This is a genomic window from Xylophilus rhododendri, assembly GCF_009906855.1.
GTDB classification, from domain to species: Bacteria; Pseudomonadota; Gammaproteobacteria; order Burkholderiales; family Burkholderiaceae_C; genus Xylophilus; species Xylophilus rhododendri.
The window spans coordinates 3,855,552-3,877,489 of record NZ_CP047650.1; the positions used below are offsets into that span (position 1 = coordinate 3,855,552).

Annotated in this window: 20 protein-coding genes; 8 read left to right on the plus strand and 12 right to left on the minus strand. The window is 68.9% G+C overall.

All coding sequences use genetic code 11. The annotated features are described in order from the left end of the window. Window positions 1-6: 6 nt before the first annotated feature. From GT347_RS17845 to GT347_RS17855, 3 genes are all read left to right on the plus strand, one after another. Entirely contained in the window at window positions 7-897 is an 891-nt protein-coding gene (locus GT347_RS17845; protein WP_160553485.1) for an NAD(P)-dependent oxidoreductase, read from the plus strand. A gap of 214 nt (window positions 898-1,111) precedes the next feature. After that, window positions 1,112-2,095 (plus strand): Bug family tripartite tricarboxylate transporter substrate binding protein, encoded by a 984-nt coding sequence (locus tag GT347_RS17850; protein WP_160553486.1) that lies wholly within the window; start codon window positions 1,112-1,114, stop codon window positions 2,093-2,095. 16 nt (window positions 2,096-2,111) lie between these two features. Further along, window positions 2,112-3,512 carry a M20 family metallopeptidase gene (locus GT347_RS17855; RefSeq protein WP_160553487.1) on the plus strand — a complete coding sequence of 467 codons (1,401 nt, stop codon included), beginning with the start codon at window positions 2,112-2,114 and terminating at the stop codon, window positions 3,510-3,512. A gap of 10 nt (window positions 3,513-3,522) precedes the next feature. Here the strand turns inward: GT347_RS17855 and GT347_RS17860 are convergent, their stop codons facing one another. Genes GT347_RS17860 through GT347_RS17870 form a run of 3 tightly spaced genes read right to left on the minus strand, consistent with a single transcriptional unit; the run spans window position 3,523 to window position 6,864 of the window. After that, window positions 3,523-4,035 (minus strand): GAF domain-containing protein, encoded by a 513-nt coding sequence (locus tag GT347_RS17860; RefSeq protein WP_229722362.1) that lies wholly within the window; start codon window positions 4,033-4,035, stop codon window positions 3,523-3,525. Next, window positions 4,010-4,984, minus strand: a complete 975-nt coding sequence (locus tag GT347_RS17865) for a Bug family tripartite tricarboxylate transporter substrate binding protein (protein ID WP_160553488.1) — start codon at window positions 4,982-4,984, stop codon at window positions 4,010-4,012. The genes GT347_RS17860 and GT347_RS17865 overlap by 26 nt, the downstream gene beginning before the upstream one ends. 41 nt (window positions 4,985-5,025) lie before the next feature. Then, on the minus strand, window positions 5,026-6,864 hold the full coding sequence (locus GT347_RS17870; RefSeq protein WP_160553489.1) for a gamma-glutamyltransferase family protein: 1,839 nt from the start codon (window positions 6,862-6,864) through the stop codon (window positions 5,026-5,028). Between the two features lie 108 nt (window positions 6,865-6,972). Between GT347_RS17870 and GT347_RS17875 the strand changes: the two genes are divergently transcribed. Beyond that, complete coding sequence (locus GT347_RS17875; RefSeq protein ID WP_160553490.1) at window positions 6,973-7,923, plus strand: LysR family transcriptional regulator; 951 nt, start codon at window positions 6,973-6,975, stop codon at window positions 7,921-7,923. Between the two features lie 12 nt (window positions 7,924-7,935). On the opposite strand, the gene GT347_RS17880 is transcribed toward GT347_RS17875, so the two are convergent. The 9 genes from GT347_RS17880 to GT347_RS17920 all read right to left on the minus strand — a co-directional run bounded on the left by GT347_RS17880 (window position 7,936) and on the right by GT347_RS17920 (window position 18,206). Further along, entirely contained in the window at window positions 7,936-8,697 is a 762-nt protein-coding gene (locus GT347_RS17880) for an ABC transporter permease (RefSeq protein ID WP_160553491.1), read from the minus strand. Beyond that, the gene (locus tag GT347_RS17885; protein ID WP_160553492.1) at window positions 8,694-9,500 is read right to left on the minus strand and encodes an ABC transporter ATP-binding protein; all 807 of its coding nucleotides are present in this window, start codon (window positions 9,498-9,500) and stop codon (window positions 8,694-8,696) included. Before GT347_RS17885 ends, GT347_RS17880 begins: the two co-directional genes overlap by 4 nt. Then, complete coding sequence (locus GT347_RS17890; RefSeq protein ID WP_160553493.1) at window positions 9,497-10,501, minus strand: ABC transporter substrate-binding protein; 1,005 nt, start codon at window positions 10,499-10,501, stop codon at window positions 9,497-9,499. The genes GT347_RS17885 and GT347_RS17890 overlap by 4 nt, the downstream gene beginning before the upstream one ends. A 35-nt stretch (window positions 10,502-10,536) precedes the next feature. Continuing rightward, window positions 10,537-11,730 (minus strand): xanthine dehydrogenase family Fe-S subunit, encoded by a 1,194-nt coding sequence (locus GT347_RS17895; RefSeq protein ID WP_160553494.1) that lies wholly within the window; start codon window positions 11,728-11,730, stop codon window positions 10,537-10,539. Further along, window positions 11,727-12,569: an FAD binding domain-containing protein gene (locus GT347_RS17900; RefSeq protein ID WP_160553495.1), complete on the minus strand. Its 843-nt coding sequence runs from the start codon at window positions 12,567-12,569 to the stop codon at window positions 11,727-11,729. The genes GT347_RS17895 and GT347_RS17900 overlap by 4 nt, the downstream gene beginning before the upstream one ends. A gap of 10 nt (window positions 12,570-12,579) precedes the next feature. Beyond that, complete coding sequence (locus GT347_RS17905) at window positions 12,580-14,970, minus strand: xanthine dehydrogenase family protein molybdopterin-binding subunit (RefSeq protein ID WP_160553496.1); 2,391 nt, start codon at window positions 14,968-14,970, stop codon at window positions 12,580-12,582. 14 nt (window positions 14,971-14,984) lie between these two features. Beyond that, entirely contained in the window at window positions 14,985-16,493 is a 1,509-nt protein-coding gene (locus GT347_RS17910) for a TRAP transporter large permease (RefSeq protein ID WP_160553497.1), read from the minus strand. Continuing rightward, entirely contained in the window at window positions 16,490-17,050 is a 561-nt protein-coding gene (locus GT347_RS17915) for a TRAP transporter small permease subunit (protein WP_160553498.1), read from the minus strand. Before GT347_RS17915 ends, GT347_RS17910 begins: the two co-directional genes overlap by 4 nt. A 64-nt stretch (window positions 17,051-17,114) precedes the next feature. Next, complete coding sequence (locus GT347_RS17920; protein WP_160553499.1) at window positions 17,115-18,206, minus strand: TRAP transporter substrate-binding protein; 1,092 nt, start codon at window positions 18,204-18,206, stop codon at window positions 17,115-17,117. A 301-nt stretch (window positions 18,207-18,507) separates the two neighbouring features. On the opposite strand from GT347_RS17920, the gene GT347_RS17925 reads away from it, so the two are divergent. Genes GT347_RS17925 through GT347_RS17940 form a run of 4 tightly spaced genes read left to right on the plus strand, consistent with a single transcriptional unit; the run spans window position 18,508 to window position 21,931 of the window. Further along, entirely contained in the window at window positions 18,508-18,813 is a 306-nt protein-coding gene (locus GT347_RS17925; RefSeq protein WP_160553500.1) for a non-heme iron oxygenase ferredoxin subunit, read from the plus strand. Next, window positions 18,813-20,105: an NAD(P)/FAD-dependent oxidoreductase gene (locus tag GT347_RS17930; protein WP_160553501.1), complete on the plus strand. Its 1,293-nt coding sequence runs from the start codon at window positions 18,813-18,815 to the stop codon at window positions 20,103-20,105. Before GT347_RS17925 ends, GT347_RS17930 begins: the two co-directional genes overlap by 1 nt. A 15-nt stretch (window positions 20,106-20,120) precedes the next feature. Then, complete coding sequence (locus GT347_RS17935) at window positions 20,121-21,410, plus strand: aromatic ring-hydroxylating dioxygenase subunit alpha (protein ID WP_160553502.1); 1,290 nt, start codon at window positions 20,121-20,123, stop codon at window positions 21,408-21,410. Continuing rightward, window positions 21,407-21,931, plus strand: coding sequence for an aromatic-ring-hydroxylating dioxygenase subunit beta (locus GT347_RS17940; RefSeq protein ID WP_160553503.1), 525 nt, complete (start codon window positions 21,407-21,409; stop codon window positions 21,929-21,931). Before GT347_RS17935 ends, GT347_RS17940 begins: the two co-directional genes overlap by 4 nt. Window positions 21,932-21,938 lie beyond the last annotated feature (7 nt).

The window sequence follows — 21,938 nt, forward strand, 5'->3', positions numbered from 1 at the left end:
TCAGTCATGAGCGAATTCAAGAAGATCGGTGTCGTCGGCCTCGGCAACATGGGCCGGGGCATGGCGCTCTCGCTGGCGCGTGCCGGCTTCGAGGTGCTGGGCTACGACGCCTCGGCGCAGGCGAGCGACGCCGCCGCCGCCGAAGGCATCGCGGTGGACAGGAGCCTCGCGGCGCTGGCCGCCTGCGATGCGGTGGTGCTGTCGCTGCCGACCACGGCCATCGTCTCGGCCGTGCTTGAAGGCGCCAGCGGCTTGCTGGCCACCGCCAGGGCCGGCCTGCTGGTGGTGGACACCACCTCGGGCGACCCCCAGGCCACCCGCGAACTCGCCGCCCGCCTGGCCAAGGGCGGCGTGCGTTTCATCGACGCGCCCGTCAGCGGCGGCGCCGCCGGTGCCCGCAAGGGCACGCTGACCATGTTCATCGGCGGCTCCCAGGCCGACGTGGGCGCGGCCGAGGCGGTGCTGGCCGCCATGGGCGACAAGCGTTTCCACATCGGCGACGTCGGCGCGGGCGACATCGCCAAGATCGTCAACAACCTGCTGGTGGCCTCGCACCTGCTCACCGCCAGCGAAGCCTTCCGCATGGCCGAGGCGGCCGGCGTGCGCACCGAGCAGCTGATTGAGGCGGTCAACGCCGGCTCGGGCCGCAGCGGCGTGACGCTCTACAACTACCCCAGCCGCATCCTCAATCAGGGTTTCGACTCGGGCTTCACCGTGGCCCTGATGCGCAAGGACGTGAACCTGGCGATGGCGCTGCAGCAGTCGCTGGGCCTGAATTTCCCGGTGACCGAAGAAGTCGGCGATATCTGGAATGCGAGTGCCGCGGTATTGAAGGATCAGGATGACTTCAATCGCATCGTGACCTTCGATAAAACCGCCCGGGCCACGCAGGAATAATCCCCGATATTCTCCTGGAAAGGCGGTCTGCATAATCATGCGGACTGCCTTTTCGCGTCTGTGGATAATGTCTCCGTTGATATTGGTGCATGATTTTAAGAATGCATGCATATGGGGCGATGTGCACTGTATTCGAACGCCAGAAACCGGGTTTGCGCGATTTTCGGCAGGCACGCTTACTGCAATAGTGAAAACGTTTTGGCTAGGAGTTCAGATGAACCGACTTTCGCTTTTCAAATTCGCCTCGCTGGTTGCCGCCGCCGCCGTTTCCCTCGCCGCCCACGCCCAGGGCGATTTTCCCGCCCGGCCCGTCACCCTGGTCGTGCCCTTCGCCCCCGGCGGTTCGGTCGACATGGTGGCCCGCGTGGTCGCGGAAAAATGGGGCCAGAATCTCGGCCAGCCCATCGTCATCGATAACCGCGCGGGCGCCGCCACCATCATCGCCGCCGATTATGTGCAGAAGGCCCCGGCCGACGGTTACACCCTGCTGATCGGCACTTCCACCACTTTCGTGGTGAACCCAATCATCTATCCCAAGATTCCCTACGACTCGCTCAAGAGTTTCGATCCGGTGGGTGTCATCGGCAGTGCCGGGCTGGCGCTGCTGGTCAATGCCAACGTCAAGGCCAATACGGTGCAGGAACTCATCGCCGATATGCGCGCCAAGCCGGGTACTTATTCCTTCGGCTCGCACGGCAATGGCTCCACCGTGCATTTCGCCGCGGAAATGCTGTGGTCCGCCGCCAAGCTCAAGGACGTGGTGCATATCCCCTACAAGGGCAGCGCGCCGGCCATCACCGACCTGTCGGGCGGCCAGATCCCGGTGGCCTTCGATGCGATTCCCGCCGCTTCGTCCGCCGCCAAGGGCGGCCGGGTGCGCATCCTGGCGGTGACCAGCGAGCAGCGCTCGCCCCTGCTGCCGAATGTGCCGACCATCGCGGAGTCGGGCTATCCCGGCTTCAAGATGGCGTCCTGGTTCGGCATCGTCGGCCCGAAGAACATGCCTGCCGCCGTGCGCGACAAGCTGGAAAAAGCCCTGCAGGCCGCGATTTCCGATCCCGCGCTGGCCAAGCGCCTGCAGGATGCCGGCTTCGATCCGCAATGGTCCGGCTCGGCCAAGTACGCCGGCCTGGTCAAGGCCGACACGGCCGACCTGGCGCCCATCGCCAAGGCCAACAACATCACCGCGTCGAACTGACCTACGAAAGCCCCGCTTGACCCGACAGGCCGCCCTCCAGGAAGCCGCCCGCTGCTACGACAGCGGCGAATTCATCCAACAGCTGAGCCGCCAGGTGGCCTGGCGCACCGCCAGCGAGGCCGAGGACAGTGCCGGGGTGCTGGCGGGTTTCCTGGAGCAGGAGATCCGGCCGGCGCTCGACGCCCTGGGCTTCGCCTGCCGCCTGGTGCCCAACCCGGTGGCCGGCTGCGGCCCCTACCTGCTGGCCGAACGCATCGAGGATGCGGCCGGGCCCACCGTGCTGATGTACGGGCACGGCGACGTGATCCAGGGGCAGGACGCCGCCTGGCAAGCGGGCCTGTCGCCCTGGGTGCTGCAGGTGGTGGGCGACCGCATCTACGGGCGCGGCACGGCGGACAACAAGGGCCAGCTGGCGGTCAACCTGCAGGCCCTGCGCGCCGCCATCGGCGCACGCGGAGGCCGGCTGGGTTTCAACCTGCGTTTCATCGTGGAGACGGCCGAGGAGCGCGGCTCGCCCGGCCTCAACGACTTCTGCCGCGACCATGCGGATGCGCTGAAGGCCGATCTTTTCATCGCCTCCGACGGCCCGCGCCTCAATGCCCGCACGCCCACGCTGTTCCTGGGCTCGCGCGGCATCCAGAACTTCGAACTGGCGCTGGACCTGCGCCAGGGCGCGCACCACTCCGGCAACTGGGGCGGGCTGCTGCGCAATCCGGGCACGGTGCTGGCCGCGGCCATCGGCCGGCTGGTGGACGGGCAGGGCGTGATCCGCACGCCGCTGCTGCGCCCCGACGGCATTCCGGAGTCGGTGCGCGAGAGCGTGGCCCGGCTGGTCGTGGGCGGCAGCCCCGGCGACCCGGACATCGACGAGGCCTGGGGCGAGCCCGGCCTGTCCCCGGCCGAACGGGTGTTCGCCTGGAACACGCTGGAAGTGCTGGCCCTGGAATGCGGCAACGTGAAGAAGCCGATCGGCGCCATCCCGCCCACGGCCCGGGCGGTGCTGCAGCTGCGCTACGTGGTCGGCACCGATCTGGCGGGCATCGAGGCCCGGCTGCAGCAGTACCTGGCCGACGAAGGTTTCCCCTGGGTGCGGGTGAAGGCCACCATGCACATGGCGGCCACGCGGCTCGATCCGGACGATCCCGCCGTCGCCCTGGCCGCGGCCTCGGTGGCGCGCAGCACCGGCCGGCGGCCGGCCATCCTGCCCAACCTCGGCGGCACCATTCCCAACGATGCCTTCTCCGAGGTGCTGGGCCTGCCGACGGTGTGGGTGCCGCATTCCTATCCGGCCTGTTCCCAGCATGCGCCCAACGAGCACCTGCTGGGTTCGGTGGCCCGCGAGGGGCTGCAGATCATGGCGGGCCTGTTCTGGGACCTGGGCGAGGCCGATGCGGCGGTGTTCGCCGCAAGGGCCTGAAAGCCCCCGCTCAGCGCGGCGCGGCCAGGATCCAGGGCCGCGCCACGGCGGCCAGCAGCTCGATCTGCACCCGCTCCTGCCCGGTCCAGGTCTCGCGGGTGCCCAGCAGGTTGAAGGTCGCGGCGCAGCGGCCGGTGCTGTCGAGCAGCGGCACGTTGACCACGGCGCGCAGGCCCATCGAGAGGATCAGGCGGTTGTCGTCGAAGGCCTGGGCCAGGGCGTCCTCGCCTTCGCCCGCGAAGACCTCGCCGCGCAGCAGCAGCTGGCGGGTCCAGTCGGTCAGGGTCTTGCGTTTGCGGCCGGACACCGGGTAGTGCTCGGGGCGCGATGACCACACGCGCTGCAGGTCGATCACCTCGGCCGATGCGGCATCGGCCGGCCATTCGACCCGGTTCACCGTCAGCAGGCCGTCGCCCAGCAGCTGCTGGCGCAGCTGCTCGACGATGGCCATGGCTTCGTCCAGGCCCTGCGCCCCGGGCAGGGCGCGGCCCAGCAGCTCACTCGCCCTTGATGCCCAGCTCACGGATGATCTTGCCGTAGCGGTCGGCGTCGTTCTTCAGGATGGTGGCGAACTGCGCCGGCGTGGTCTTGGTGATTTCCACCCCGATGTTGTCCATACGCGCCTTGATCTGCGGATCGGCCATGGCGGCGTTGGCGGCGGCGTTGAGCTTGTCCACCAGGTCCTTGGGCATGTGGGCCGGGCCGAACAGGCCGTACCAGACGCTCATTTCATAGCCCGGCAGGGTCTCGCCCACGGTGGGCACGTCGGGCAGCAGGGCCGAGCGCTTGGCCTCGGTCACGGCCAGCAGGCGCAGCTTGCCGGCCTTGATGTGCGGCAGGGTCTGGGTGCCGGCGGAGAACAGCACCTGGGTCTGGTCGGCCACGGTGTCGAGCACCGCGGGCGCGCCGCCCTTGTAGGGCACGTGCACCATCTTGATGCCGGCGGCCTTTTCGAAGAGCACGGCACTCAGGTGGTTGGTGGAGCCGGCACCGGCGCTGGCGTAGTTCAGCGCGCCGGGGTTGGCCTTGGCGTAGGCGATCAGTTCCTTCACGTTCTTGGCCGGCACCGAATTGCTCACCACCATGGTGTTGATCACGTTGGCCAGCTGGGCGATGGGAGTGAAATCCTCCACGCCCTTGAAGGGCATGCTGTCCATCAGCGCCGGGTTCATCGCGTGGGTGCTCATGGAGCCGACCAGCAGGGTGTAGCCGTCGGGCTTGGCCTTGGCCACGAAGTTCGAGCCGATGTTGCCGGAGGCGCCGGCGCGGTTGTCCACGATCACCGGCTGGCCCAGCGACTTGGTGATCTGCTCGGCCAGGGCGCGGGCCAGGATGTCGGTGGAGCCGCCGGGGGCCCAGGGCACGATCAGGGTGATGGGGCGCTCGGGATAGGCCGGTGCGGCGGCGGAGGCGGCGCCGGCGGCGGCCAGCAGGGCCGTGGCGAGGATGTGGCGGCGGTTGGGATTGAACATGAGGGACTCCGGTTGAAGGTTCAAAAAATGGGGGGAATGGATCAGCGGCCGACCGCGTAGCCCTGCATGCCGCGCGGGTTCGCGGCGGCGCGCAGCAGCAGCCGGCCCTGGCCATCGCGCTCGCGGCTGCAGGCGGCCATGCGGCTTTCGGACCAGGCAGCGCCGACCTTGACCTCGTGGCCGGCGGCGCGCAGGGCCTCGATCTCTTCGGCACCGAAGCGCGACTCCACCGTCAGCTGGTTGAGCCGGGTCTGGCGCGGCCAGAAGGAGGCGGGGAAATGGTCCACATGCCAGGCCGGCGCGTCGATGGCTTCCTGCAGGTTCATGCCGTGCACCGCGTGGCGCAGGAAGAAGGCGGGCGACCACTGGTCCTGCTGGTCGCCGCCGGGCGTGCCGAAGGCCATGTAGGGCTCGCCGTCGCGCAGCGCCATCGAGGGCGAGAGGGTGGTGCAGGGCAGCACCCGCGGCGTGACGGTGTTGGGCAGGCCCTCGTCCATCCAGGTCATCTGCAGCCGGGTGTTGACGGCGAAGCCCAGCGCCGGCACCACCGGGCTGGAGGACAGCCAGCCGCCCGAGGGCGTGGCCGCGGCCATGTTGCCGTCCTGGTCGATGACGTCGATGTGGCAGGTGTCGCCGACGAAGATCTCGCGCTCGGCCCATTCGGCCACCGGCGGCAGGGCGGCGAAGGTGGGCTCGCCGATGCCGAAGCGGGTGTCGGCGGTGAGCAGGGTGCGGCGCGCCGCGTCCAGGTCGGGCAGGCGCGGGGCGCGGCCTAGCGGGCTGCCGGGCAGGATCTCGGTGCTGGCGCGGTCGTTGACCTGGGCCCAGCGGGCACGCAGGTACTCGTCGGACAGCAGCGCCATCTGCGCTTCGCGGTCCGCGCCCGGCGCCGCGCCGTACCAGGCCATGCGGTCGGCCATGGCCAGCTTGGCGGCCTCGGCGATGCGGTGCACGAAGCCGGCGGTGTGCGGTGCATGAGAGCCCAGGTCCGCATGGCGCAGCATGCCGATCTGCTGCAGGAAGGAGGGGCCCTGGCTCCAGAAGCCGCACTTGGCCAGGGTGTAGCGGCCGAAGTCCACTGTGAGCGGGGCTTCCACCGTGGCGCGCCAGGCGGCCATGTCCTCGTAGCGCAGCAGGCCGCCGGTCTTCTCGCCGCTGGTGTCCTGCACTTGCTCGGTGCGGTAGTAGCGGTCGATCTCGCGGGCGACGAAGCCGCGGTAGAAGATGTCGACGGCCGCGTCGATCTCGGCGATGCGGCCCGGGCCGCGGGCCTCGGCCTCTTCCAGCAGGCGCTGGTAGGTGGCGGCCAGCCGGGGCTGGCGGAACAGGGCGCCCGGCCGGGGCACCTTGCCGTCCGGCAGCCAGACATCGGCGGACGATGTCCATTGCTCGCGGAACAGGTCCTGCACCGCATAGATCGCCTGCACCGCGCGCGGCACCAGCGGATAGCCGTCGCGGGCGTAGCCGATGGCTGGCGCCATCACATCGGCCAGCGACCAGGTGCCGTGCTCGCGCAGCACCGTCATCCAGGCACCGAAGGCGCCCGGCACCGTGGCCGGCAAGAGGCCGATGCCCGGCACCTGCTCGAAGCCCATGCGGCGGAAGTTCTCCACGCTGGCTTCGGCCGGCGCCACGCCCTGGCCGTTGACGGCCAGCATGCGTTTCTCGCGCTCGCTCCACAGCAGCAGCGGCACCTCGCCGCCCGCGCCGTTGAGGTGCGGCTCCACCACCTGCAGCACCAGGCCGCCGGCCACGGCTGCGTCGAAGGCATTGCCGCCGCGCTCGAGCACGCCCATGGCCGTCTGGGAGGCCAGCCAGTGGGTGGAGGAGACGACGCCGAAGGTGCCGGAAATCTCGGGACGGGTGGTGAATGCGCTCATCTGGTGCTTTTAGAGGTCTGCGAAACGAGACCTGAACTGTAGGAGCATGGAATAGACCAATGTGAATGGATCTGCATGGGTCCATGCACCGAAGGCTATATTCGAATCATGGCAAACCCGCAGTCCACCCTCGTCGGCGCCGTCGAATCGCGCATCAAGCTCCGCCACTACCGCCTGTTGCTGGCCCTGGACCGGCACCGCTCCATCACCCGCGTCGCCGAGGCGCTGGACATCAGCCAGCCCAGCGTGACCCGTGCCCTGGCCGAGATCGAGAGCACCTTCCGCACCGTGCTCTTCGCCCGCACCGGCCGCGGCCTGGAACCGACCGCCGCGGGCGAGGTGTTGATCGCCCGCGCCGCCTACGCCATCGCCGAGAACCAGGCCCTGCTGAGCGAACTCGACAGCGTGCAGGCCGGCCGCCAGGGGCGGCTGCGGGTCGGCGTGATTCCCTATGCCTCGACACGTGTGCTGGAAAGCACCTGGTCCCACCTCTACGCCCTGCGGCCGCGTGTGGCGGTGATGTCGGTGGAGGACCTGAGCGGCAACCTCACCGCCGCCCTGCGCCGGCGCGAGCTGGACTGCGCCATCTGCCGCTTCGCCGAACGCGGCACCGGCGCCGAGGACGACGGGCTGGAGCAGGTGCTGCTCTACCAGCAGCAGCCGCGCCTGGTGGTGGCCCGCCCGAGCGCCGCGCTGCTGACGCGTTTCCCGGAGGTGGACATCGCCAAGCTCGCCGACATGGACTGGATCTTCCCGCCGGCCGACGCGCCGATCCGCGCCATGCTCGACACCCTCTTCTCGGCGGCCGGCCGCCGCCCGCCGGTGCCCGCCCTCGAAGCCTATGCCGTGCGCACCGTGGCCACGGCCCTGCGCACCCTGCCGCGCGGCATCACCGTGCTGCCCGACGACATCGCACAGGCCGTGTGTGTGGGCGGCGGTGCGGAGGTGCTGCCGCAAGCCTTGCCCTGGAGCCTGCCGCCGGTAGGGCTAGCCTGGATGCGCGGCTCGCCGAAGACGGCCTTGATCCAGGGCTTGCAGCAGGCCTTGCAGGGCCTGTAAGCCCCGCCCGCCTCACCGCCAGGGCATCAGCTTCTTCTCCGCCAGCGCCACCGCCCCATAGAGCAGCAGCCCCATCGCCGCCAGCATCAGTACCGCGGCGAACACCCGGGTGGTGTCGAAGGTGCCCTGCGCGCTCAGGATCACATAGCCCAGGCCCTTCTGCGAGGCCACGAACTCGCCCACGATGGCGCCGACCAGCGACAGCGAGATGGCCACCTTGAAGCCCGCCAGGATGGAGGGCAGGGCGCCGGGCAGCCGCACCTTGAAGAAGAACTGCAGCGGCGAGCCCTTGAGCACCCGGCCCAGGTCCATCACGTCGGTCGAGACCGAACGCAGGCCGTGCATGGTGTCCACGATCACCGCGAAGACGGCGACCAGAAAGGCGATGGCGATCTTGGGCTGCGAGCCGGTGCCCATCCAGATCACGAAGATCGGCGCCACCGCCACCTTGGGCACGCTGTTCAGGCCCACGATCAGCGGATAGACCGTGTGCTCGAACCAGGCCGAGGACACCAGCAGCGTGGCCAGCAACACCCCCAGCACGGCGGCGAGCACGAAGCCGGCCAGGGTGGTCATCAGGGTGTACGCGGCATGGTCGAGGTACCAAGCCCATTCGCCTGCCAACTCGGCGATGACGGCGGTGGGCGGCGGCAGCAGGATGGGCTTGACGTGCAAGGCCCGCACCAGGACCTCCCACAGGGCCAGGAAGACGATCAACGAGGCGGTGCCCAGCACCCAGCGGCGCCCTGCGGATGCGGTGGATGCGCTGCTCATGCGGCGATGCTTTCGTCGATGGGGCCGGGGTCTTCGTTGAGCAGGCCCATCTCGCCGAAGAGCCGGCGGATGCGGCCGGTGTAGCGGCCGAACTCGGGCGTCTCGCGCACCGCGAGGCGGCGTGGGCGCGGCAGGTCGATCTCGATGATCTCGGCGATGCGGCCCGGGCGCGGCGAGAACACGACGACCCGGTCCGCCAGGAACACCGCCTCGGCGATGCCGTGGGTGACGAAGACGACGGTGTTGCGGGTCTTCATCCAGATGCGCTGCAGCTCGGCGTTCATCTGGTCGCGGGTGAGTGCATCGAGCGCGCCGAAAGGCTCGTCCATCAGCAGCAGGCTGGGCTGGTCGATCAGCGCCCGGCAGATGGCCGCGCGCTGGCGCATGCCGCCGGAGAGCTGCTTGGGATAACGATCGGCGAAGTCGCTCAGACCGGTCAGCGCCAGCAGTTCCCGCAGCGCCTGCCGGTACTGCGCCACCGGCTTGCCGGCGAACTCCACCGGCAGCAGGATGTTGCGGGCGATGCTGCGCCATTCCAGCAGGGCGTCGCGCTGGAACACCATGCCCACATGGTCGGGCGGGCCGGAGATCGGCCGGCCGTCGGCTTGCAGGCTGCCGGAGCTGATCGGCTCCAGCCCGGCGATGCAGCGCAGGAAGGTGCTCTTGCCGCAGCCGCTCGGGCCCAGGATGCTGACGAACTCGCCCGGCTTCACATCGAGCGAGATGCCGTCGAGCGCCAGCAGCGGCGGCTCGCCCGGATAACGCTTGCGGACCTCGGCGGCGTGGAGCGTGGCCGCGCTCATTTCACGGCCGGGGCGGGGCGCACCAGGCCGGGCTCGAAAAAGTCCTTGCCGTCCTTCGAGTTCTTCATCAAGCCGGCGTCGGTCAGGGTCTTCACGGCGACGGTGAAGTCCTCGGCCACCGGCGTGCCCAGCGGGCTGCCGGCGGGCGCGGGCAGCTTGAAGAAGCCCTTCAGGGCATCGATCTGGCCACGCAGCACCTTCTTGTCCAGCTTGGCCTGCGGGCGCTGGGCGACGATGGCCTCGACCGCCTCGTCCTCGTGGCCTTCGTAGATGTACTGCCAGGCGGCCGACACCACGCTGGAAAAACGCGCGATGGCCTCGCGTTTGGCGGCGATCTTCGACTCGGTGGCGAACAGGCCGAAGCTCGGCATGTTGAGTTTGTAGTCGGCGAAACGGATGCCCTCCGAAGGCCGGCTCTGCGACACCACCGGCAGGAAGAAGGGAATGGTCGAGAAGGCCGCATCGGCCCGGCCCGCCATATAGGTGCCGGCCTTGCTGGCGGCATCCACGCTGACCAGCTCCAGGTCGCCGCGCTTGAGGCCGCCCGCGGCCAGGAAGGAGTCGATGAAGGGCGCCTCCAGCGAGCCGGCGGTGTAGACCACCTTCTTGCCCTTCAGGTCCGCCGGCCCCTTGATGCCGGCACCGGTGGGCACCAGCAGGCCGACGTCGCTCAGGCGCGCGAACACCGCCACCGCCTTCACCGGCAGGCCCTTGTCGCGGGCGATCATCATCGAGGCGAGCGCGGCATGGCCGATGTCGAACTGGTCGCCCGAACCCACCAGCTGCACCGTGGTGACCGAGCCGTTGCCGTCCTCCATCTCCACGTCGAGCTTCGCCGCCGCGAACCAGCCCTTCTGCTGCGCCAGGTGCATGGCGCCCTGCACGCCCCAGGGCGTCCAGTCGAGCCGGACCTTGAGTTTGTCCATGCCCTGGGCAAGAGCGCCCGTGGCCAGGGACAGTCCCAGCAGGCAGGCCGCGAGGCGGGAGACGAAACGGTTCATGCGGGACCTCCGGAAAAATGGCCAAGAAGACGAAATCAGCCGTCGCGGCCGAACAGGCGTTTGATGCGCGACCAGATCACACTCATCGCCAGCCCGAAGGCATTGATGTGGGCGCTGGGCAGCGGCGCATCGGCGGCGCGTTCCGGGTCCAGCCGCAAGGCCACGTTGCGGCCGAAGTCCTGGATCATCCGGGCGACGAAATCCTTGACCAGCCCCGATCGCGAGAACTGTGCCAGCGGGCCCTGCAGCGAATAGAGCAGGTCGACCTCCACCCGGGTGCCGCCGTCGTCCAGCGCCACCATGCGGTAGGACACGTCGCCGTTGGCCCTGGACTTGCTGATCGAGTCCTGCCCCGCCCCCTTGAGCACGGCCGAGCGCCGTGCGTCGTCGCGCTCCAGCCGGGCGGCGCCGGCGAAGCTGGCCGACATGGGGCCGAACTTGATGGCGATGCGGCCCTTGACCCGGTCCTCGGCATGTTCGCTCAGCTCGGCGCCAGGCAGGCAGCCGGCCACGGCGGGCAGGTCGGTCATGAAGGCCCAGACCGTCCCGGGCGGATAGGGCACGGTGAAGCTGCCCTGGATGTTGGTGCCGCCCCTGGTGCCGGAAACAGGCGCGGCGGCCTCCTCGCGCGGGGCTTCTGCCGCGGCGGCGAGGGTGCCGCTGTCGGTGGCGGTGAAGGTGCGGAAGGGCTTGCGTTGCGGGGCTGGTCCGCCGTCGGGCCGGGGCAGGGCGGCGCGCAGCGCGGACACGGCGGGCACACCCTCGCCCCGGCACTGTTCCAGCACATCCAGGATCGCGTTCACGATGCCCATGTAGCCGGTGCAGCGGCACAGGTTGCCGGCCAGTTCCAGCCGCACCCGGGCCTCGTCGGCATCGGGCAGGCGCAGCACGATGTCGCGCGAAGTGGCCAGCATGCCCGGCGTGCAGAAGCCGCATTGCAGGGCGTGGTGGCGGCTGAAGGCCGGCCGCAGCAGGGCCATGACGGGGTCGCCGTCGTAGCCCTCCACGGTGGTCACGCTTTGCCGGTCGCAGGCGCTGGTGAAGGTGATGCAGCTGCGCACCGGCCGGCCTTCCACCAGCACGGTGCAGGCGCCGCAGACGCCGTGTTCGCAGCCGAGGTGGGTGCCGGTCTGGCGGCCTTCCTCGCGCACGAAATCGCCCAGGTGCATGCGGGCCGGCACGTCCTTGCGGAGACTGCGGCGGTTGACTTCGATGACGACGGCGTTCATGCGCTTTCCTTCTCGTGGCCCAGCACTTCTTCCAGGCAGCGGCGCAGCGTGGCCGCGATCAGCTTGCGGTCCACCGCGTCCTTGCCCGGCGCGGCGGCGGCGATGGCCGCCTGCACCTCATCGCGCGAGGGCAAGGCGCCGCTGGCGGCGAAGGCGGCGGCCAGGCCCGGCAGGGCGCGGGGGGCGCCGTCCAGCGCGCCGATGACGATGCGGGCGAAGCCGCTGTCCGCATCGAACACCGCGCAGCAGCTGGCCTCGGCGAACTCGCCCGGCTTGCGGCAGAACTTGGTGTAGCCCCAGCGGGCATCGGCGCCCAGGCGCGGGATGTGCACGGCGGCGATCAGCTCGCCGGCCTCGAGGGCCGTGGTGTAGGCGCCGAGCATGAAACGCTCCATCGGCAGCAGGCGTTTGCCGCTGGCCGAGACGATCTCCAGCCGCGCCGCCAGCGCCGTCATGGCCAGCACCCAGTCGGCCGCCGGATCGGCATGCGCCAGGCTGCCGGCCACCGTGCCGCGGTTGCGCACCGCGCGGTAGGCGATGCCGGCGGCCACCGTCTGCAGCAGGGTGCCGCGCAGCTCGGGGAAGACGCCGTCCTCGATCTCCGCATGGGTCACCGAACCGCCGATGCGCAGCGCGCCGGCTTCCACGGTCACCTCGCGCATGCCGGGCAGGCGGCTCACGTCCACCACCGCGCGCGGCCGGGCCAGGCGCAGGTTGAGCATGGGGCCCAGCGACTGGCTGCCGCCCATCGGCTTGGTGTCTCCCGCGCCCTCGGCCAAGAGCTGCAGGCCCTGCTGCAGGTCGGCGGGGCGGGTGTAGTCGAACAATGCCGCTTTCATGGCTGTCTCCTCAGGCGGCCCGGCGGGCCTGGCTGGCGGCGGCTTCTTCGGCGCGGGCCAGGGCTTCGAGCAGCCGGCGCGGCGACAGCGGCGTCTGCGCCACCTCGGCGCCCAGGCCGCGGATGGCGTCGTTCACCGCATTGAAGATGGCCGCCGGCGGCGCGATCGCACCGCCTTCGCCCATGCCCTTGGCGCCGAACTCGGTGTGCGGCGAGGGCGTCTCGAAATGGTGGATGCGCATGCGCGGCACCTCGGTGGCGCCGGGCAGCATGTAGTCGGCGAGCGTCGAGGCCAGGGGCTGGCCGTTGGTGTCGTAGGGCGTCTCCTCGTAGAGCGCGGTGCCTATGCCCTGGGCGATGCCGCCGTAGGTCTGGCCTTCCACGATCAGCGGGTTCACCATGGTGCCGCAGTCCTCCACGATCACGTAGTCGAGGATCTCCACATGGCCGGTCTCGGTGTCCACCGCCACCGTCACCGCATGGCTGGCATAGGTGAAGGAGCCGGTGTCCACCTTGGGCTTGAAGCCGGCGGTGGTCTCGAGGCCCGCGGCGTCCACGTCGGCCGGCAGCAGCTGGGGCTTGAGGTACCAGGCCTCGGCCACCTCGGCGATGGAGACGCTGCCGCCGGGGCCGAAGACACGGCCGTTCATCAGGTCGGTGTCCTCGGGCTTGCAGCCCAGCATGTGGGCGGCGATGTGGCGGATGCGCGGCGCGATCACCTTGCAGGCGCGCGAGACGGCGCCGCCCGACATCACCAGCGAACGCGATGCATAGGTGCCGGTGGAGTAGGGCGTCTGCGCCGTGTCGCCATGCACCACGCGGATGCGCATGATGTCCACGCCCAGCACCTCGTGGGCGATCTGGGCGAAGCTGGTTTCCATGCCCTGGCCGTGCGAGTGCACACCCACCCGCACCTCCAGGCCGCCGTCGGGCGTGACCCGCACCGTGGCCGAGTCGTGGCCCGGGATCACCGGCGTGCCCCAGGCGGCGAACACCGAGGTGCCGTGGGCCGACTGCTCGGTGTAGCTGGCGAAGCCCAGGCCGATCAGCCGGCCGTCGGGCTCGCCCTGGCGCTGGCGTTCGCGCACGGCCTCGAAGCCGATCATCTCGTGGGCCTTGCGCAGGCTGGCCGGATAGTCGCCGCTGTCGAAATGCTTGTTCGTCACGTTGACGTAGGGCATCAGCTCGACGGGCACCAGGTTGTCCAGCCGCACCTCCCAGGGCTCGCGGCCGACGGCGCGGGCCACCGCATCGATCGTCAGTTCGATCGCGAAACACACGCCGGTGCGCGCCACGCCGCGGTAGGGCACGAAGCCGGGTTTGTTGGTCGCCACGCATTCGGTGGTGCAGCGGTAGCCGCGAAAGGCGTAGGGGCCGGGCAGGTTGCCCACCGCTTGCCCCGGCTCCAGGCCGATGGTGAAGGGCCAGACCGAGTAGGCGCCGCCGTCGATGACGATGTGCGCATCCAGCGCCAGGATCCTGCCGCGCTCGTCGGCATAGGCCGTCATCTCGTAGTGGTGCTCGCGGGTGTTGGCGCCGGCGATCAGATGCTCGCGCCGGTCCTCCAGGAAACGGAAGGGCTTGCGATAGGTCTTGGCCAGCCAGGCCACGCAGAGTTCTTCCTGCTGCAGCACGCACTTGTAGCCGAAGGCGCCGCCCACGTCGGGTGCGACCACCCGCACCTGGCCCTGGTCCATGCCGAGGCATTTGGCCAGGATGGTGCGGATCATGTGCGGCACCTGCGTGGCGGTGTAGACCACCAGCATGTCGGCCTGGTGGTCCCAGTAGGCGAGCACGGCCTTGCCTTCCATGGGCACCATGCAGTGGCGGGCCAGGTCCATCCTGCGTGTGACCACCAGCTTGGCCTGGGCGGCGAGTTCGTCGAATTTCGTGTCGGCCTTGAGGGTGAGGAAGTTGTGGTGCTGCCAGCCCTCGTGGATGAACTCTTCCGTGGCGGCCTGGGATGTCGCCACGTCCGCATAGACCGGCAGGTCCTCGAAATCGATGGCGATGGTCTCGGCGATGTCCTCGGCCTCGGCCCGTGTGGGCGCCCAGGCCATGGCCACCGGCTCTCCCACGAAACGCACCTTGCCGGCGGCCAGCGGCGGCTGGGCCGAGGCCTGGTAGGTGGGCAGCATCGATTCGGCCACGATGTCCAGCACGTCGGCCATGTCGGCGCGGAAGGCGACCTGTTCGCCGCCGGCCTCCGGCCGCTGGCTGGCGGTGATGCGGGCATGGGCGAAGGGGCTGCGCAGAAAGGCCACTTCGCTCAGTTCCGGCATGTGCATGTCGGCCACGAACTGGCCGCGGCCGTGCAGGTGGCGGGCGTCTTCCTTGCGTTCGACGCGGGCGCCCACGCCCTGGCTGGCCTGGGCCTTCAAGTCGGTCTGGGTGTGATGCATCTTGTCTCTCCTGGCTACTTGGCTTCCCTGGAGTCCTTGGCGTCGGAGCCGCCGAAGAGCTTCGAGGGATCGTCGCGCTCCGCCGCTTCCTCGTCGGGGCGTTCGGGCGCGCTCTGGAAGTTGAGCTGCACCTTGTCGGTGTCCACCACCGCTTCCTTGTCGAGGAAGGCGGTCACGGTCTGCGGCACGAAGATCACCACCGCCACCAGGATCAGCTGCATCACCACCCAGGGAATGGCGCCCAGGTAGATGTCGCGCGAAAGCACCTTGCGCGGCAGCTTGCCCTCCTTGTAGAGCGTGTCCGAGATGCCGCGCAGGTAGAACAGGGAGAAGCCGAAGGGCGGGTGCATGAAGCTGGTCTGCATGTTCACGCAGATCAGCACCCCGAACCACACCAGGTCGATGCCCAGCTTGTGCGCCACCGGGCCCAGCAGCGGCAGGATGATGAAGGCGATCTCGAAGAAGTCGAGGAAGAAGGCCAGGAAGAAGATGAAGATGTTGACCGCGATCAGGAAGCCGATCTGGCCGCCGGGCAGGTCCGACAGCAGGTGCTCGATCCACACCCCGCCGCTCACCCCCTGGAACACCAGGGAGAAGGCGCGGGAGCCGATCAGGATGAAGACCACCATGGCCGTCATGCGCATGGTGGAGGTCATGGCGCCCTGCAGCAGCGGCCAGGTCAGGCGCCGGTGCACGGCGGCCAGCACGAAGGCGCCGAGCGCGCCCATGGCACCGGCCTCGGTGGGCGTGGCGATGGCGTGGTCGATGCCCGGCAGGCCGCCCATCGAGCCCAGCACCGCGAAGATCAGCACGGCCGAAGGGATGATGCCGCGCAGGCACTTGCCCCACAGCGCCCAGCCGTGCAGGGTGCGGGCCTCCTTGGGGATGCCGGGCACGTCCTGCGGGCGAAAGCGCCCCAGCAGGAAGGTGTAGAGCGCGAACAGCAGCACCTGCAGGATCGAAGGCCCCCAGGCGCCCTTGTACATATCGCCCACCGAGCGACCGAGCTGGTCGGCCAGCACGATCAGGCACAGCGATGGCGGCACGATCTGCGTGATGGTGCCGGAGGCCGACAGCACGCCGGTGGCGTAACGCATGCTGTAGCCGTAGCGCATCATCACCGGCAGCGAGATCATGGCCATGGCGATCACCTGGCCGGCCACGGTGCCGGTGATGGCGCCGAGGATGAAGCCCACGATGATCACCGAATAGCCCAGGCCGCCGCGCACAGGGCCGAAGAGCTGGCCCATCGAATCCAGCATGTCCTCGGCCAGGCCGCAGCGCTCCAGCACGCAGCCCATCAGGGTGAAGAAGGGGATGGCCAGCAGCAGGTCGTTCGACAGGATGCCGAAGACGTTCAGCGGCAGCGCCGCGATGAAGCCGGCCGGGAACCAGCCCATGGCGATGGCCACGCCGCCCGAGGCCACGCCCAGCGCGGCCAGCGAGAAGGCCACCGGAAAGCCCAGCAGCAGCACCGCCACCAGCGCCGCGAACATCAGCGGCGGAAAGTGTTCCAGGCTCATTGCAGCGGCTTCTCGTAGTGGGTGTTCATCTCGATGCGGCCCTGCAGCCACAGCACGCGTTTGCCGATCTCGCTGAAGGCCTGCAGCACCAGCAGGCCGAAGCCCGCCGGCAGCAGCGCCATGGCGGGCCAGCGGATCAGGCCGCCGGCGTTGGGCGAGGTCTCGCCGCTCTGCACCATGTCCACCAGCAGCGGCCAGGACAGCCAGGCCAGCAGGCCCATCACCGGCAGCAGGAAGACGACGAGGCCGAACAGGTCCATGAAGACCTGGCGCCGCGCGGGCCAGCGGCCGTAGAAGAGGTCGACCCGCACATGCTCGTTCAGCCGCAGCACCTGCGCGGCACCCAGCATCACGCCGGCGCCGAAGAGGTACCACTGGATCTCCAGCCAGCCGTTGGAGCTGGTGCCCACGCCGTAGCGGATCAGCGCATTGCCGCCGCTGATCACGCAGGCCAGCAGCAGCGCCCATTTGGCGAGCGCGGCGGCGGCGTCGGTGAGGCGGTCTATGCCGCGTACCCAGCCGGGCAGGGTGCCCGGCGTCGGGGATGAACTGTTCATGTGGGTTCTTCTCTTCTACGTTGGGGCGCGCTTGGCCGCCGCGCCCCCGGGCGGCCCGTCGGCTTTACTTCGTGACGTTGGCGAAGGTGAAGTTGTCCAGCTCGGCCTCGGCCACGCGGAACCAGCTGGCCTGGTCGCGGCGGTACTTGAGCCAGCCCGGAAGCATGGCCTTGAAGTCCTCGTTCGAGGCGGCCAGTTCGTTCATCAGCTCGTTGGAGGCCTTGAAGGCGGCTTCCATCACCGGCTTGGGGAAGTAGCTCAGCTTGGCGCCGCTGCCCACCAGCTTCTTGATCGCCTCGGGGTTGCGGTTGTCGTAGTCGGCGATCATCTTCATGGTCTGCTCGTTGCAGGCGCATTCGAAGGCGGCCTTGTACTGCGCGGGCAGGGCGTCCCAGGCCTTGCTGTTGACCTGGGCGGTGATGGAGGCGCTGCCTTCCCACCAGCCGGGCGAGTAGTAGAAGGGCGCGACCTTGTTCAGGCCGAGCTTGGCGTCGTCGTAGGGGCCGATCCATTCGGCCGCGTCGATGGTGCCCTTTTCCAGCGAGGGATAGATGTCGGCCGCCGGGATCTGCTGCGGCACCGCGCCCAGCTTGCTCATCACCATGCCGCCGATGCCGCCGATGCGCATCTTCAGGCCCGCCAGGTCGGCCACGCTCTTGATCTGCTTGCGGTACCAGCCGCCCATCTGCACACCCACGTTGCCGCAGACGAAGTTGGTGATGCCCATCTTCTTGTACATCTCGCGGGTGGCTTCCATGCCGCCGCCGTACTGCATCCAGGCGTTGTGCTGGCGGGCGTTGAGGCCGAAGGGCAGGCCGGTGTCGAAGGCCAGGGCCGGGTTCTTGCCGACGAAGGCCGAAGCCAGCACATGGTTGACCTCGATGGTGCCGTTGCTGACGGCTTCCATGTTCTGCGGCGGCGGCACGATCTCGCCACCGGCGAAGCACTGGATGGTGAACTTGCCGTCGGTCAGTTCCGCCACGCGTTTGCACAGGTGTTCGGCCGAGCCGTACATGGTGTCCAGGCTCTTGGGCCAGCTGGTGGACATGCGCCACTTCACGGCGGGCGTGCCCGCCTGCGCCATGGCCGCGGGAGCGGCGAGCGCCCCCAGAACACCGGCCATGGCCGTCTTGTCGATGAAGCTGCGTCGCTGCATGGGAACTCCAGATAGTGGGGGAGGAAGCGGGGAACCGGGCTTGTTTATAGTCAGCATACTGAGCGGTTTTCGGACTGTCAACGAAGTTTTCGCCCAGCAAATCAGACGTCATTTCGCCGCACCAGAAAAGGGCGGGAAAAACCTGATGGCGCACCACGTCAGTGTGTGGATCGAAGTTTTCGTAGGATTTTGGTGCGTGTGCATGGCGCCTCCCCAACGCATCCGAGCGCATCGAAATTTCGTTGACGTCCGTCAGTGTGCTGATAATAATTGACGTAAAACCAAACCCAAGGTGAATCGCATGACATGGACCCGGATCGCCTCCGTCGAGCAGCTCGGCGAGGACGAAGCACTCGCGGTTTCGCTCGGTGAAAGAAAGCTCGCCGTCTTCCACAGCGGCGGCAGTTTTCATGTGACGGACAACATCTGCACCCACGCCTACGCCCTGCTGTCGGAGGGTTATGTGGAAGACGGCTGCGTGGAATGCCCGCTGCACCAGGCCCGCTTCGACCTGAGCACGGGTGCGGCGATGTGCGCACCCGCCACGCAGCCGATCCGGGTCTATCCGGTGCGCATCGAAGGCAGCGACATTCTGGTGGAAGCCTGATGGCCGCGGCCGAACGCACCGGCGTGCTGATCGTGGGCGCGGGCCAGGCCGGCGCCATGGCGGCGGCGGCCTTGCGCGGCTTCGCTTATGCGGGGCGCATCGTGATGGTGGGTTCCGAACCGGACCTGCCCTACGAGCGGCCGCCGCTGTCCAAGGCCATGCTGGCGGGGGAGGGCGCGGTGGAGCAGATCCAGCTGCACCCCACCGGCTTCCATCAGGAAAAGGACATCGAGACCTGGCTAAGCGCTGCGGTGCAGTCGCTGGACACTTCCGCGCAGACGGCGACCCTGGCCGACGGCCGCGCCATCGCCTACGAACACTGCCTGCTGGCCACCGGCGGCACGGCCCGTGTGGTGCCCGGCCTGCCGGAACATGCGCCGCGTGTGCACTATCTGCGTTCGGTGGCCGACGCCCTGCGCCTGCGCGAGGCCCTGCGCCGCCATGCCAGCCTGCTGGTGATCGGCGGCGGTTTCCTTGGGCTGGAGGTGGCCTCCACCGCGCAATCCATGGGCCTGGACACTACGGTGCTGGAACGCGGCGGCCGTCTGCTGGAGCGCGTGCTGCCGCCGGTGGCGGGCGACTGGCTGCGCCAGCGGGTGGAACTCTCCGGCGTGCGGCTGCGGCTGGATGCGGCCTGCGAATCCTTCGAGCTGGGCGAGCAGGCCGTGACCGCCACCCTGGCATCGGGCGAGCGCGTCAGCGCCGACATCGTGGTCGTCGCCGTCGGCCAGGTACCGGATGTCGCGCTGGCGCGCGAGGCCGGCATCGACCTGCACCCCGCCAACCAGGGCATCCGCATCGACGCCCGCTGCGCCACCAGCGCGCCGAACCTGTATGCGGCCGGCGACTGCACCAGCCAGCACCATCCCTTCCTGGGCAGCGAACAGCGCCTCGAATCCTGGCAGAGCGCCAACGAACAGGCCCGCATCGCCGCGGCCGCCATCGCCGGTGCCGAGACCCACCCGCTGGCCGCCCCCTGGTTCTGGAGCGACCAGTTCGGCTGCAACCTGCAGATGCAGGGCCTGCCCGCGCCCGGCCTCAGCTACCACTGCCGCGGCGGACTCTCTTCCACCCCGCCCGAGCTGCCCAAATTCCTGCTGCTGGGCACCGACCCGCAGCAGCGCATCGTGCATGCCATCGCCGTCAATGCCGGCGGCGACCTGCGCCAGTTGAAACCCCTGATCGACGGCCGCGTGCCCTGCGACATCGTGTCGCTCTGCAACCCCGCCGCCGCCCTCAAGGCCCAGGTGCGCAGCGCCCTGGCCCAGCACACCACCCCCGCGATTTCCTGAAACGGAGCCCAGCCCATGCACAGCACCCACGCCGTTCTCAACCGCACCGTCCGCGCCAAGGATGCCGGCCTCGCCGGCTGCACCTGGCCGGCGGACGCGCTGCACTTCATCCCCGACTGGGTCTACACCAGCGAGGAGGTCTATGCCCGCGAGATGGAGCTGATCTTCCGCGGCGACACCTGGAACTACGTCGCCCTCGAAGCCGAGATCCCCCACGCCGGCGATTACAAGCGCTCCTACGTGGGCGACACCCCGGTGGTGGTCTCGCGCGCCGAGGACGGCTCGATCAACGTCTTCGAGAACCGCTGCGCCCACCGCGGCGCCGAGTTCTGCCGCCACGGCCAGGGCAATACCAAGGAGTTCGTCTGCCCGTACCACCAGTGGTCCTACGACCTCAAGGGCAACCTGCAGGGCGTGCCCTTCAAGCGCGGCGTGAACAAGACCGGCGGCATGCCCAAGGACTTCAAGAACGAGGAACACGGGCTGAAGAAGCTGCAGGTGACGACCCGCAACGGCGTGGTCTTCGCCTCGTATTCGGTGCTGGTCGAGCCGCTGGAGGAGTACCTGCAGCCGGAGATCCTCAAGGACTTCGACGTGGTCTTCAGCGGCAGGAAACTCAAGGTGCTCGGCTACTACAAGAACGAGCTGCCCTGCAACTGGAAGATGTACCACGAGAACCTGAAGGACCCCTACCACGCCACGTTGCTGCACAGCTTCCTGGTGGTCTTCGGCCTGCTGGTGGCGGGCAACAAGTCGGCCATGATCGCCGACGCCAAACACGGCCGCCACGGCACCATGGCCTCGGCCAAGTCCGATGCCCAGGTCAGCAGCGAGAACAAGGCCGAGATGCGCTCCTTCCACGAGGGCATGGCGCTGCGCGACGACCGCTTCCTGGACTTCGTCAAGGAGTTCGACTCCGAATGGTCGGTGACCATGCAGACCGTCTGGCCCAACCTGGTGGTGCAGCGCGAGATGAACACGCTCGGCGTGCGCCAGATCGTGCCCAACGGCCCCAACAGCATGCTGATGCAGTGGACCATGTTCGGCTACGAGGACGACACCGAGGAGATGACCCGCCACCGCCTGCGCCAGGGCAACCTGATGGGCCCGGCCGGCTTCCTGGGCCTGGAGGACAACGAGGCGATGAAGTTCGTGCAGGAGGGCGTGCGCCGCTCCAGCACCGACCTCAACGTCATCAAGCTCGACGCGGACCGCATCGGCACCTCGGAGACCCTGATCTCCGAGGCCTGCATCCGCGGCATGTACCAGTACTACCGCGAAGTCATGGGGTTCCAGGCAGCATGAGCGCACTCATTTCCAAACTGTTCCGCCCGCGCCGCATCGCACTGCCGCGCGCCATCGAACTGGCCCGCGAGGTCGAGGCCTTCAACGCCGAATACTGCGCGGTGCTGGATGCCGGCATGGTCGAGCAGTGGCCCGACTTCTTCACCGAGGACGGCGTCTACCGCATCACCGCCCGCGAGAACGCCGAGCTGAACCTGCCGGTGGGCCTGGTCTATGCCGAGGGCCGCGACATGATGATCGACCGGGCCATCGCCATCGGCCGCACCCAGATGTTCGCGCCCCGCTACAACCTGCACCTGGTGAGCAATACCCGCGTCACCGAGGAACTGGCCGACGGCGGCATCGTCGCCCAGGCCAACTTCGTGCTGCTGCAGACCCTGGTGGAAGGCCCCAGCACCATCCACATGGCCGGCACCTTCCACGACCGCTTCGTGCGCCGCGACGGCGGCCTGCTGCTGGCCGAGCGCCAGGCCATCTACGACACGACCATCATCGCCAACGACCTGGTCTATCCGCTGTGAAACAGCG